Genomic DNA, 13,711 nt, shown 5'->3' with positions numbered 1-13,711 from the left:
TTGAATCCAGAGCCTGGCTCTCCGGCCCGTTCCACAATAGCAGACGGTAGGCTGACGTTGGTACTGCAAACTCAACTTGTTAACATAATGTGCGACTTTAGGTAGGGGCGGAGTCTCAAAGCACGAAGTTATACTCCTAACATATATTAAACGCGATCGCCCGCCCCTACAAAAAATGTACGCCCAAAAATTGCTAAAACCAGACGGCCGCCCACTCACACTGTACAGCCGCTACCCAATCCCAGAAGGTATCGCGGCCGTAAGTCCCAGCAATGAACCCGTAGAGGCAAACCCTCACTTTCGCTGGCATCCTTTGCGGGGGGAATGGGTAGCATACGCCAGCCACCGTCAGGGAAGAACTTTCATGCCGCCGCCGGAATACAACCCGCTAGCAGCTACAATTAACCCTAAGTTTCCGACAGAATTGCCGCCGGGAGATTACGATGTAGCAGTGTTTGACAATCGCTTTCCCTCGATGACTTTGCAAGCAAAAAACCCACCTGCAAATATTGTAGAAACTTTGCCCGCCAAAGGCATTTGCGAAGTCGTTGTTTTCACTCAAGATCCGCTGTCTTCCTTGGGTTCTTTGGAGTTATCTCACTTGGAATTGCTGTTAGAAGTATGGGCCGATCGCACTTCAGTTATTGGCAGCAATCCCGAAATTCAATACGTCTTGCCCTTTGAAAATCGAGGCGTCGAAGTCGGAGTAACTTTGCACCATCCCCACGGTCAAATTTACGCTTATCCGTTCGTGCCACCGGTGCCGGCACGGATGTTAGAATGTCAATCGGTTTACTATCAAAAAAACAGTAGCGGTTTGCTGCAAGATTTGATTCAAAAAGAGATTTCTGACAAACAGCGAATTATTTATTTAGACGAAGAGGCGATCGCCTTTGTCCCCGCTTGTGCCCGCTACCCTTACGAAGTGTGGATTGCCCCGATCGCCCCCGCTGCTACATTTATGGATTTGACGGAAAAACAGCGGCAATCACTCGCTAAGGCCTTAAAAACAGTCACCCTCAAATATGACGGTTTGTGGCATCGCCCGTTTCCTTATTTGATGGCTTGGTTTCAAGGGCCCACAGACGGGAAACCCCATCCAGAAGCGCATTTGCACGCCCAATTTTATCCGCCCTATCGATCGAGCGATCGGCTAAAATACCTAGCAGGAACCGAACTCGCCGCCGGAATGTTTGCCAACGACGCTTTACCCGAAGAAAAAGCTAAAGAATTGCAAGCTGTATCTGTCAATCTATTTTAGATTTTAGATTTTAGATTTTAGATTGAGGAAATGCTGACTCAAATAATTGATTTTCTTCCTTCTTCGTGGGGTGGGCGTCCCGCCCGCCCTAAAAATATAATTTAGATGCAAGAAAGCAGATGATAAACTCATTAAACCCAGAAGTCGATTTCAAACTCGAATTCATCCGCCAAGCCTTAACCGAAACAAAAGCGATCGCCCTTCGCTTGCGCGGTACAGACTGGTTTGCCTGGGCCACAGCCGGCGGTTCCCATACAGTATTGCTAACCGCAGAAACCGGAGTAGCAGAACTTTTAATCACCGCCGAAACAGCTTGGGTTCTCACCGATGAAATCGAAGCTCAACGCTTGCAAGACGAGGAATTGCCAGCCAACTTTCAAATGTACATCTATCCTTGGGCGGATGTTGCACAGCGCGAAGCTTTCGTCAAAAAAATTACTGGTGGCGGTAACGTCATGAGCGATCGACCAAATTCCCAAGAAATGCCAATAATCGCATCTTTACAATCCCGCAAACAGACAATGATGTCAAGCGAATTAGAGCGATACCGGCGAGTGGGGCGTTTAGCCAGCGAAGCGATGACAGAGGTACTTTCTGCAGCCAAACCAACATGGACAGAATATCAGCTAGCGGGAGCCGGTGCAGAGGCATTGTGGGCGAGAGGTTTGCATCCAGCACTTACCTTAGTTGCTGGAGAAAGGCGTTTGCCGCTGTACCGCCACGCCACAGCAACCGCCGAACAAATTGGACGACAAGCAATGTTAGTATTTTGCGCGAGGGGATGGGGTTTGTATGCAAATTTAACCAGATTTGTCAGTTTTGACTTTCTTGGGGAAAAGCATTCAGAGTTGCACCGACAAGTCAGGGAAATTGAAGCAGCGGCGCTAAATTTGTGTCAGCCGGGAGTAACGCTGAATGCGGTTTATGATACGCTTAAAACTGCTTACGAAGAGCACGGATATCCTCAAGCAATTGCGGAACACCATCAAGGCGGAACTACCGGATATTTGGCGCGGGAAATTGTGGCGAATCCGGCTACTTCAGATATTTTGGCAGAAAATATGGCTGTGGCTTGGAATCCGAGTTTGTCGGGAGCAAAAATTGAGGATACGTTTTTAATTCACAGCGATGGAACGTTGGAAAATTTGACTTTTGATCCGAATTGGCCGAGTGTAGAAGTAGCGGGAAGGTTACGGCCAGTACCGCTGGAAATATTATGAAACGATCGACCGTAGTCAATTTAACTTATCGCTCTATTTTTATCTCAGGCGCGATCGACAAGTGATACCAATTCCGGTTGCACTCCTCATGATTGCTCACAATTGACTGTCAGTGTAAAAACTGAATGATTGTTAAGTGTTGACTGTTGACTCGATTTTATTATTCCTTCCGATGCAATCGGCAACGATATCATTCCTCAGGCATTATTTAGAATGAAATAGCCCTGCCTAGAGGAGTTGAGGCAAAACTTGAAGATGTAGTATGAGTAAAGGCGTTTATCTCAAAAAAAAAATAGGCTAGCCATATTTCACAGCGCCTATCTCAATTAGAATTTTAATGGCTCCCCGCAACGCCGTCTTACCTCAGCTTTTGACCTGGTATTTTACCAGGTGGGTACCGTGGCCCGTGCTTAAAGTTTCTGGGTACAAGCCCAGTTTACTGCTGCGCGAACATCTTGATTCCCTAGAGTTAAGAGTTATAGATCAAAAAAACATTATTGGCAGTCACCAACGTCGCAGTAGAACCTTTATTTAATATATACCAACTAACCCGATTTTGGCAACCTTCGAGCAATTTAACTTGGATACCAGATGGATTCTACGGTTTGAGCGAGATCCTCTGCTGACGATCGCCCCTGAGCTACCAAGTCCGCGTCGAGCACAACTGTGACGTGACCGAGTTTGCGGCCGGGACGCGATAATTTCTTACCATACCAATGTACAAAAGCACCGCTAATTTGTGCCAGTTGTTGTCTTTTTGCTAAATAATCGGACTCGGCCGACTCGTAGCCGAGCAAATTTACCATGACAGCGCCTGCACATTTCAAAGCCGAATTGCCTAAAGGTAGTTGACAAACTGCGCGCAAATGCTGTTCAAATTGTGAAGTTTCACAGGCATCGATGGTAAAATGTCCCGAGTTGTGAGTGCGCGGTGCAATTTCATTGACTAACAGCTTATTATCGGCGGTTAAAAATAATTCAATGCCGAATACGCCGACAGCTTGCAAACTGTTGAGGAGAGTGCGGGCGATCGCACAAGCTTCAGTTTTCACATCTAAACTAATATCAGCGGGCGCAATCACCAGATGACAAACCTGATTTTGCTGCTGAGTTTCCACTATCGGATAAATCGCAATTTCGCCAGTTGCCGATCGAGCTGCAATCACAGCCAACTCGCGATCGAACGGCACAAACTCTTCCACTAGCAAAGACTGACCTTCGAGTTTAGCACGAATTGACTCAAAACTCCCCGGATCATTAACAATAAAAGTACCTTGGCCGTCATAACCGTGGCGGCGAACTTTGACGACAAAGGGAAAGTCGATCGATCCAGCATTCGAGTCTCCTTGCATCTGCACGCTGTCGGAAACAGAAATTGCCGGAAAGTCGATCGCCACCGCCTTCAACAATTCTGGGGGCAAATCCTCGCTGCAATCCCATTCCCAAAACCTCGGAGTTGGCAAACCTAAACCTTGTAAATAACAGCGTTGAACGTACTTATCCAACAAAGGAGAAAGCGACGACAAACTCGGCTGAAATAACACACCTTGCTGTTCTAGCGGCCGCAAACCATCCAAATCCACAAACTCATTTTCAAAAGTAATAACATCGCAGCCATCCGCCAATTGAGCCGTAGCCAAAACATCATCAACAGCAGCCAAAACAGCATCAGCAGCAACAGAAACTGCCGGATCAGTAGCATGGGGAGTTTGCACTACCAATTCAATACCTAGCGCCCTAGCAGCATCCCCCATCATCGAAGCTAGCTGGCCGCCGCCGACAACGCCCACCCGCTTAAATTTGGCAGACGAACTCGCAGCGGTTTGATTTGATTTCATGTGAGTAAAATTCCGCAAAGTCAACCTGCCTATCTTATCGCTATTTTGCCCGGGCTCAATTACAGTAATTGCAGAGTTAAAAGCCAGAAAAGAGTTTTAATTGCATGATTAAATCGAGGCAGAACCCATAAAAATTGGGCAGCTAAAGTCTTTAATTATTGCACGCTCCCAGCCATTGAGAAACAGCAGTCGAAGCCCACTCCTCCAGAAAAGTGCCACATCTAGCAATTGCCTAGCGCCAAGCATGGCATAATTGACAGCACTGCAAAAAGCAGATAGACAGATGCCAACACTGAAAATCAGACATTCAGGGAACAAAATTTATAGGTGAGGATACTGTGAAAGTTTTAGTTGTGGGAAACGGAGGTCGCGAACACGCGATCGCAAAAAAACTGCTAGAATCTACGCGGATTAAACAAGTATTCTGCGTACCGGGCAACGGCGGCACAGCTACCACCCCAGGCTGTCAAAATCTGTCGCTCAACATCGACGACTTCCAAGGCATCGAACGCTTTGTGATGGTCAACAACATCGGATTAGTCATCGTCGGTCCCGAATTGCCCCTATCGCTAGGCATCGCCGACTATTTCCAACAGCGAAAAATGATGATTTTCGGCCCCACCAAAGCCGGCGCCCAAATTGAATCGAGCAAATCCTGGGCCAAAGAATTGATGCTCGAAGCAGGCATCCCAACACCCAAAGCTGCCGTATTTACAGACGCAGAAGCAGCAAAAGCATACGTTCTGGAACAAGGAACCCCAATAGTCATCAAAGCTGACGGACTCGCATCAGGCAAAGGAGTCACCGTTGCCACCACCGTCAAAATGGCTCACAGCGCCATCAACACCATTTTCCGAGGCGAATTCGGCACCGACAACATCCGAGTCGTTGTCGAAGAATTCTTAACAGGTCAAGAAGTCTCGATTCTCGCCCTCACCGACGGCATCACAGTTGAACCGTTGCTGCCGGCCCAAGACCACAAAGCGATCGGCGAAGGCGACAAGGGAGCCAACACCGGCGGTATGGGAGCCTACGCCCCAGCGCCCATTGTCACCCCGGAACTCATGGAAAGGATTCAAGAAGAAATTCTCGAACCCACCCTCGCAGCACTGCAAAAACGCAAAATCGACTACCGGGGTGTACTCTATGCAGGTTTAATGATTACCCCCGAAGGAGAGCCCACAGTCTTAGAATTCAACTGCCGTTTCGGAGATCCCGAAACTCAAGCGGTTTTGTCGCTGCTGGAAACTCCTTTGGAAGATTTGGTGCTGGCCTGCTGTCAGCAGCGTCTCGGTGAATATTCTATTCGCTGGAAGTCGGGGGCCTCTGTTTGCGTAGTTTTGGCTTCTGGGGGCTATCCTGGAAGTTATCAAAAAGGCAAAGTTATTACAGGTATCGAGGAAGCTGAAGCCAAAGGAGCAGAAGTGTTTCACGCCGGCACCCAGTTGAAGCAGCAGCAGTTGGTGAGCGACGGCGGCCGGGTTTTGGGTGTCACCGCGACGGGAGAAACTTTGGAACAAGCTATCTCCAAAGCTTATGCAGCAGTTGATTGTATCCAATTTGAAGGGGTCTACTGCCGTCGGGACATCGGTCGCCGAGCTCTGGGCGATAAAAATTAGGAATTGCGACATCGGCCGCCATCCGAAAGCCAAGCAATCTCAATGTAGAAATGTAACAATGAAGTTTGGTATCTCTGCGGTGGCGGTAGCGGACAAGTCGCAGCAGAAAATTCGATCGGGAGCCAACGGAATTGATCTTGCTTTTAATATTGAACTGGTGAAATGCTGGCCATACTAAACAAAATCGGAGAAATTATTGCCCGCTGGTGGTCGGATTTTACCCTCCAGACCCGCCTGATGGCCGGTGCTACCCTCGTAGTGTCGTTAATTATGAGTGGCCTGACATTCTGGGCCGTGAATACTATCCAGCAAGACGCCCGACTTAACGATACTCGTTACGGCCGAGACCTCGGCCTGCTGTTGGCGGCAAATGTGGCGCCGCTGATTGCCAAAAACGATCGCTCCGAAGTAGCCCGCTTTTCCCGCCAATTTTACAGCAGCACCTCCAGCGTCCGCTATATGCTTTATGCAGACGAAGCGGGAGATATTTTCCTGGGGATACCATTTTCGGAATCGGAGGTGGAGACTTCCCTGACGCTGCGCCGCCAGATCAAACTTCCCGATAATTTTCTCGCTGATATTGAGGCGAGAAATTTAACTTCTTTGCCTTTGGTGCGGCAGCATTTGACGCCAGATGGAGAAGTTACCGATGTATTTGTGCCGTTAATTCATGAAGACAAATATTTGGGAGTTTTGGCGATCGGCATTAACCCAAATCCTGCAGCAGTTATCTCTTCAAATCTAACTAGGGATGTCACTTTAGCAGTATTTGTCACTATTTGGGTGATGGTAATTTTGGGAGCTGTATTTAATGCCCTGACAATTACTCAGCCGATCAAACAATTAGTCTTCGGGGTCAAAAATATTGCCAGCGGGAATTTTAAACAGCGAGTTGACCTGCCTTTAGGGGGAGAATTAGGCGAGTTGATCGGCAGTTTTAATGAAATGGCCCAGAAACTAGAAAGTTATGAAGAACAAAATATTGAAGAGCTGACAGCGGAAAAAGCTAAGTTAGAAACTTTGGTATCAACGATTGCTGATGGCGCGGTTTTATTAGACGCAAATTTGCAGGTGATTTTAGTTAATCCGACGGGGATGCGGATTTTTGGATGGGAAGGCAAAAAAGCTCTCGGAGTAAATGTTCTGAACATTTTGCCTTCGGAAGTGCAGCAGGAGTTGGCGAGACCTTTGCAGGAAATTGCTGCAGGCGATCGCGAAGGCGGCGAATTTCGCATCTCTATGAGCGAACCAGTTAACCGTACAATTCGGATTGTTTTAACTACAGTCATTCTGCACAAAGCGCCCGGGGCAGAACCGCTGTGCAAAAGCTGCATCCGCCATGAGGAAGATACCTGTACCGAACCACAACGCCCGGTAGCTGTAGAGTGTACTTTCTACGAGCAAACCTCCAAGCATCAAGGTTCCGGAAATTACCGAGAAAGTCTCAAAGGCATTGCAATGACAGTGCAGGATATCACTCGGGAAGTAGAACTCAATGAGGCTAAAAGCAATTTTATCAGCAATGTTTCTCACGAATTGAGAACACCTTTATTTAATATCAAATCTTTTATCGAGACTCTCCACGAGTACGGAGAAGACCTTCTAGAAAGCGAGCGCAGGGAATTCCTAGAAATTGCCAATCGAGAAACCGATCGACTAACTCGTTTAGTTAACGACGTGTTAGACTTGTCGCGACTGGAATCCTGCCGCGTTTATCACTTGGAGGCTGTTGACCTCCCGCAAGCTGTGGAACAAACCCTGCGGACTTATCAGTTAAATGCTAAGGATAAAGGCATTGAATTAGAGCAAGAAGTTGACCCGTATTTGCCACCTGCTTTAGGTCATTACGATTTGTTACTGCAAGTATTTGCAAATTTAGTAGGAAATGCCTTAAAATTTACTCAGTCCGGCGGCAAGGTGACAATTCGAGCGTATTTGCTAGAGTCGGAGGCGCCCACCCACAAAGACGGTCAATCCGTCAACCACAACTTGTCAGCGGATGCCAAACATTTTCCGGTAGTGCGGATTGAAATTTCTGATACGGGAATTGGCATAGATCCTGAAGACCAACAAGCAATATTCGATCGCTTTTTCCGGGTAGAAAACCGAGTACACACTTTAGAAGGAACGGGATTAGGTCTTTCTATTGTCAGAAACATTATTGACAAACACCACACTAAAATTAATTTAGTTAGCGAAGTTAATGTGGGTACAACTTTCTGGTTCGACTTGGCAGTTTATCAGCCGAAACAAACAGTAGAGATGGAAAATTCTTGGTCAGTGGAAGCAACGGTGGAGAGTGAAACCATTGCGAGTCATATTAAGTAAGCCGACTTAATTAAACGTAAAATGCGATCGGTTTTAAACCCCCCAACTTCTTTAAGAAGTCCGGTATATGCCTATTCTGTTTAAAGATTCTCCTAATAGGCCTGACCCAAGGCTGACATCATCAGTGTAGATTATCCTTAGCTGTGCTATCTAAGCTCAATTTTACCGATAAAACTACATACCAACACCAATAAGTACCAACCCCAAATAATCCCCCCTCTGTCAAATTAGTCATTAGCATAAATGTTAACAAATACAAAGGCAAACCTGACTCTGGAAAATTTCCTTTCACTAGGTACTTTATACCTCTAAATATATTATTAAAAAATGACCCAATAAACAACAATAATCCGGCCCAACCCAGTTCGCAAAGTATATCAAGAAAACCATTGTGAGAGTGGGGTGGCACAAAACCAGTTTTAGCTACTAAAATTCCGTAAGCGGGATTTTCCAAGCCACGCCAAGGCTGCCAAAATCCTTTTAGTCCATAACCAAATATGGGATTATTTTCATTAATTCGATTAATAATTAAAGGCCAAAAATCGGTTCTACCGGTTAAAGTCATATCTTTTTTCAAGCCATCCACAATAATAGCCTCTAAATTATTTAACACCAAAATACTTATACCTATACTACCGAGCAAAAATAAGATAAAGCAGAGAAAAGCCCATTTTACAGGTAATCTTTTTAAGAGGGCTAAATAACTCCACAAACTGATTAATACCACTGTCAAAATCCGACTAGCACCACTACAACCTTTTTGCAATCCTACTAAAGCTATTAAAATAATAAAAAATGATAAATATCGATACTTGCGCTCCTTAAAAGCATATAAAATCCATAAAGAAGCTGTATTAGCCATTTGAAAAGAAAAAGGGTTTTTATGGCCGAAAACTCCAGTCCAACAACCATCCGCTGCGGGATTTGTTTTCACAATTACCCATAAAGCTAATAAACCACTTAGCCATCTCAATAATCCATAAATTTCCAACCAACTATAAACTTTACCTACATAAATAGAAACCAGTGTTATTGCCCAAATAGCAAAAATAGCCCTAAAAGTAATTTCCGGAGTTTGTGACCACAAGCCCGATAAAGTCATGATCAATAAAAACCCACCTAAAAAAATGTCTCCTGCTATCCATTTAAGGACTACAGAAACTGTTTTCTGGGTTGTTTTAGTTAAGCGGGGAAATAACATTAATATCATCGCACCATAAATGGCAATTTGACCAATAATCGTTGGGGGTGTAGTTTCTAAGTTGTAAAAAACGTTAGGATGGAGTTTGGTAAAGGGCATGGCTGTGATACCTGATCCACCAGTCATGGTAAAAAAAAGTATCCCCACAAAAATCTTTTCTAATGTGGCCCCCAATTTCGGATGGCGTGCGACTAGAATATAAATAGTTACAAAGACGATAAGCGTTAAACACAATAGCATCAACGCAAACATCGGCACCCTTAAAATATCTTTCATGGCTTTACCTCTATCATAAATTTGTTACTACCTATGAAATGGCTTACTTTTCCTGCTGTACAACTGCCACTGCTGGCGCTGCTACTCACTCTCTCCTACCCTCAAACCAACCTCGCTCAGTCGCCAGCCCCCGCAACAAGTATTAATACTGACTACTATTTAGGTGGTGGAGACAATATTAGAATTGATATCTACGATCTGCCCCAGCTTAGTGGAGAGTATCAAATTCCTGCTGGGGGAGCTATTCAAATCCCGATTATTGGTAGTGTTTCCCTTCAAGGATTAACTTTAGAACAGGCAGCCAAAGTTATCACTAAAGCTTATGGTCAGGTCGTAAAAAGACCTTTAGTTACAATCAGCTTACAAGCTGCCCGCCCGCTCAATATTTGGTTATCTGGTGAAGTAAGTCGTCCCGGCTCCTACTTATTACCTCTAGCTAATGGAGGTGGAACTAGACCATCAATTCAGTTTCCCACCCTTCCTCAAGCTTTAGAAAAAGCTGGGGGTACTCGAGCTAGCGCTGATATTCGACGAGTAATTGTCCGGCGTCGGCTCACGGCTAACAAAGAAATAACTATCACTTATAATCTGTGGGATTATTTACAAACTGGTCAGACCAGCCAAGATATCACGTTGCGAGATGGAGATCAAATCTTGGTTCCCCCTCAAGAAACAATTAATTTAGCGGAAACAAATCAAGTTAGTGAATCTAATTTTTCTATACCAGCAGAGCAACCCCGTACTGTGTCCGTATTCGGAGAGGTGAAGCGTCCCGGTAGATATGTAGCCATTGGTGGTGATACCCAAAATGGTCAAAGAACCAACGGACAGCCGACAATTATCCGTGCTCTACAACTAGCTGGAGGAATCACATCAATCGCCGATATTCGCCAAATCCAACTCCAACGTTATACTAGAAGTGGCAGACAACAAATTAGAACTATTAACCTCTGGCAATATTTGCAAGAACAAGATACCTCTCAAGATACTATACTACAAGAAGGGGATATCATCTTTGTGCCGACAGCGACGGCAATCGACCCCGGAGAAGTTTCTGTTCTAGCTACTGCGAGCTTTGCTCCCGGGACTGTGCAAGTGAGTGTTATCGGAGAAGTCAATACTCCGGGTGGACTCAAATTACCTCCTAATACTACCTTAAATCAAGCAATTATGAGTGCGGGGGGTTTCCGAGAAAATCGCGCTAACTCTAGATATGTGGAACTGATCAGGCTGAATCCCAATGGCACTATATCCCGATCGGAAGTACCAATTAATTTGAATCAAGGAATCGACGCTCAAAGCAACCCACTGATTCAAGATAATGACATAATTATAGTGGCACGTTCGAGGACTGCTATCTTGGTGGACAACATTAACACTGTTCTCTCACCCGTTAATAATATTATTGGTGGAATTCTGGTTCCTACCCGACTCATAGAGCTACTCCGACTATTCGGAAATTAGGAATTAAATAACATTTTTGCTATGGATAAAAAACAGTTGTCTTCCCTCAAGAATGACCTTAATGGTCAATATTTGTCTGTTCCCTCCGCTAATTACCTAGCTAGTACGCCAGCAGAAGATGACCAAGTTCTTGATATGAATTGGGTACTAGCTGTCGTCAAACGTCGCCTTCTAGTGATGGGCATAGTAGCTGCCAGCATAGCTACTTTAAGCGGTAGTTTCGTGTTGAGGGCTGCCAAAAAATCTATTACTGAATATGAAGGAAAATTTACAGTTTTAGCAGAACCCCTTACGACTGACGATCGGCTATCAAAGCTCTTAGTCCAAGCTCAAAACAATAGTTTAGGTATCACAGACTTGAACAAAATTAAATCATCAGGGGAAGAAAGTTCTTCGGTGGATTATCAAAGTTTATCACGGGTTTTAAAAAGCCCCGAAGTTTTACTACCATTAGTTAATAAGTTGCAAACAAAATATCCAAATTTTGATTATAAAAATCTCAATAACCGCTTGAGTATCCAACGTGTTACTTTCTTGCGAGATGGGAAGCAGGGTGGTACTAAGCTCCTAGATATTACCTACCGCGATCGAGATCCCAAGCGGATCAAATATGTGCTAGATGAAACTGCCAAATATTACCTAGAATATATGGGCAAAGAGCGTTTAAAAGTTAGCAAACAAAGTCTTGATTTTATCGCTCGACAAATGCCGCCACTTCAGCAGAGAGTAGATAAATTGCAACAAGAATTACAAAGTTTAAGGGTGCAGTATAACTTTAATCAACCAGAACTACGCAGCCGCAGCCTATCCGATCAGCTAGATATTTTAACTAATCGTCGCCTAGAAGTGCAAGGACAACTGGCAGAAAGTAGGCTTCAATATGAAAGCTACAAAAAAAGATCGTTAACGGGCGATAATCGTTGGATTGTTGATATTAGCCCCAAATCTTATGAAAATTTAATTAGTAAAGTAAATGAAATAGAGTCGCAATTAGCTTTAAGCTCTACTCAATTTTATGAAAATAGCCTTCCCATTCAATCTTTGCGGGAAAAGCAGCAAGGTTTGCGTGATTTAATGAAAAGAGAAGCTGATACTGTCCTCTTGCAGATGCAATCACAACTAAAACAGTTGGAAGCTCGCGAGCAAGTGATAACTAATAGCCAAAATTTACTGCAAGCAAAAATCACTCAACTGCCCCAAGCTCAACATCGCTATGATGACATACAATTAAAACTAGAACTAGCTAAAGATGCTCTCAAACTGTTCCTCGAAAAACAAAAAACTTTACAACTAGATGCTGGTCAAATTGATGGCTCTTGGCAAATTATATCTAAACCACAGTTAGTCACAGACGAAAATGGTGAACTCAACCCAGTAACACAAAAACCAACCCGTCGCCAGCTAGCGATCGCGATCGTTATTAGCACTTTACTAGGCATTGCAATAGGTTTCCTAGTAGAAGTTTTAGATACTGTTTTCCATACTCCAGAAGAAATTAAATCAGCAACTAAACGCCCTCTTTTGGGAGTCATTCCGATCGCCAAAGCGATGAAAATTAAATCTCGTAGAGGTGAAAGTGTTCCTGCTCAATTCACTAGCGTAACTTCAAATACTAACAGTGCAAGCTTAAAACGAATAATAGTTTCAAATTCCAAAGATTTTCCTGTGATCGAGGCATTTCACTACTTATACACAAATATTCAATTATTAAATTCTGAACAGCCAATAAGTTCTCTAACCATCACTTCGACTACTAAAGGTGAGGGTAAGTCAACTGTAGCACTTTATTTAGCTAAAACTGCTTCTGCTGTTGGTAAACGAGTATTATTAGTGGATGCTAATATGCGTTTACCTCAACTGCACACATACCTTGGCTTATCAAATATGAAAGGTTTAAGTAATGTTTTAACTTCGGATTTAAGCTTAAATGAGGCTATTCAGCGATTACCCGACGATGACAATCTTTTTGTCCTCACTGCGGGTACTATTCCCCCTGATCCAATTAAATTACTTTCTTCTAGAAAGATGCACTATTTAATGGAACAATTCCTAGCTTTATTTGATTTAGTTATTTACGACACACCACCTTTAATTGGTTTAGCAGATGGTCATTTACTCGCCTCTCAAACTGATGGTACAGTGCTGATAGTAAAAATAGAAAAAACCGATCGCGGCCTGGTAAATAAAGCTTTAGATCAACTAAAGGTAGCCGATTTTAAAGTATTGGGAGTAGTAGCTAATGGGGTCAAATAACGAATGCTAAAAGGGAGTTAGATAGCGAAAGGAAGAAGTAAGACAATTTGAGATTTTTGATTGGCGAGAGGTATTAACTTACTAGATAAGCTGTTGTGCATCTAAATCGTATTTTTTGTGCGGGCTTTCTGGCCCACCCCACAATAACTTTATCAAATTTTAGTTCACAGTTTAAACCCACATTCCGCAGATATTCAAGCAGAAGGAAAGGAAGATAGATTCGGAAACACAAAACTCCCAAACGATTGCCG

At 44.1% G+C, this 13,711-nt stretch carries 8 protein-coding genes and 1 other RNA gene; 6 read left to right on the top strand and 3 right to left on the bottom strand.

The window, feature by feature from the left end; all coding sequences use genetic code 11:
• Window positions 1-175 precede the first annotated feature (175 nt).
• Together galT and QUA04_RS20765 are read left to right on the top strand one after the other, a co-directional pair.
• A complete protein-coding gene (galT, locus tag QUA04_RS20770) occupies window positions 176-1,261 on the top strand; it encodes a galactose-1-phosphate uridylyltransferase (protein WP_333260065.1) in 1,086 nt (361 codons plus the stop codon).
• A 119-nt stretch (window positions 1,262-1,380) separates the two neighbouring features.
• The gene (locus QUA04_RS20765; protein ID WP_333260062.1) at window positions 1,381-2,481 is read left to right on the top strand and encodes a M24 family metallopeptidase; all 1,101 of its coding nucleotides are present in this window, start codon (window positions 1,381-1,383) and stop codon (window positions 2,479-2,481) included.
• A 338-nt stretch (window positions 2,482-2,819) separates the two neighbouring features.
• Here QUA04_RS20765 and ssrS read toward each other — a convergent pair.
• Window positions 2,820-3,006, bottom strand: a non-coding RNA gene (ssrS, locus tag QUA04_RS20760) — 6S RNA.
• A gap of 50 nt (window positions 3,007-3,056) precedes the next feature.
• Entirely contained in the window at window positions 3,057-4,319 is a 1,263-nt protein-coding gene (locus QUA04_RS20755) for a 5-(carboxyamino)imidazole ribonucleotide synthase (RefSeq protein ID WP_333260060.1), read from the bottom strand.
• A gap of 338 nt (window positions 4,320-4,657) precedes the next feature.
• Here QUA04_RS20755 and purD point away from each other — a divergent pair, with 338 nt between their 5' ends.
• Both purD and QUA04_RS20745 read left to right on the top strand, forming a co-directional pair.
• Window positions 4,658-5,938: a phosphoribosylamine--glycine ligase gene (gene purD / locus QUA04_RS20750; RefSeq protein ID WP_333260057.1), complete on the top strand. Its 1,281-nt coding sequence runs from the start codon at window positions 4,658-4,660 to the stop codon at window positions 5,936-5,938.
• Between the two features lie 162 nt (window positions 5,939-6,100).
• Window positions 6,101-8,266: an ATP-binding protein gene (locus QUA04_RS20745; protein WP_333260054.1), complete on the top strand. Its 2,166-nt coding sequence runs from the start codon at window positions 6,101-6,103 to the stop codon at window positions 8,264-8,266.
• A 121-nt stretch (window positions 8,267-8,387) separates the two neighbouring features.
• Here QUA04_RS20745 and QUA04_RS20740 read toward each other — a convergent pair whose 3' ends face one another.
• Window positions 8,388-9,743: an O-antigen ligase family protein gene (locus QUA04_RS20740; protein ID WP_333260051.1), complete on the bottom strand. Its 1,356-nt coding sequence runs from the start codon at window positions 9,741-9,743 to the stop codon at window positions 8,388-8,390.
• A gap of 33 nt (window positions 9,744-9,776) precedes the next feature.
• On the opposite strand from QUA04_RS20740, the gene QUA04_RS20735 reads away from it, so the two are divergent.
• A complete protein-coding gene (locus QUA04_RS20735; protein ID WP_333260048.1) occupies window positions 9,777-11,207 on the top strand; it encodes an SLBB domain-containing protein in 1,431 nt (476 codons plus the stop codon).
• 21 nt (window positions 11,208-11,228) lie between these two features.
• Complete coding sequence (locus QUA04_RS20730) at window positions 11,229-13,460, top strand: polysaccharide biosynthesis tyrosine autokinase (RefSeq protein ID WP_333260046.1); 2,232 nt, start codon at window positions 11,229-11,231, stop codon at window positions 13,458-13,460.
• Window positions 13,461-13,711 lie beyond the last annotated feature (251 nt).

The sequence above is a fragment of the Microcoleus sp. S13_C5 genome, from assembly GCF_036700845.1.
Lineage (GTDB): Bacteria > Cyanobacteriota > Cyanobacteriia > Cyanobacteriales > Microcoleaceae > Microcoleus.
The sequence above is the reverse complement of the archived record's forward strand: the minus strand, read 5'-3'. Positions and strand labels throughout refer to the sequence as shown.

Bases quoted from the DNA above. Each gene is read 5' to 3' on its own strand.
- QUA04_RS20755 (WP_333260060.1), bottom strand. From the start codon at position 4,319: ATGAAATCAAATCAAACCGCTGCGAGTTCGTCTGCCAAATTTAAGCGG.
- galT (WP_333260065.1), top strand. From the start codon at position 176: ATGTACGCCCAAAAATTGCTAAAACCAGACGGCCGCCCACTCACACTG.
- QUA04_RS20730 (WP_333260046.1), top strand. From the start codon at position 11,229: ATGGATAAAAAACAGTTGTCTTCCCTCAAGAATGACCTTAATGGTCAA.
- QUA04_RS20765 (WP_333260062.1), top strand. From the start codon at position 1,381: ATGATAAACTCATTAAACCCAGAAGTCGATTTCAAACTCGAATTCATC.
- QUA04_RS20745 (WP_333260054.1), top strand. From the start codon at position 6,101: ATGCTGGCCATACTAAACAAAATCGGAGAAATTATTGCCCGCTGGTGG.
- QUA04_RS20740 (WP_333260051.1), bottom strand. From the start codon at position 9,743: ATGAAAGATATTTTAAGGGTGCCGATGTTTGCGTTGATGCTATTGTGT.
- QUA04_RS20735 (WP_333260048.1), top strand. From the start codon at position 9,777: ATGAAATGGCTTACTTTTCCTGCTGTACAACTGCCACTGCTGGCGCTG.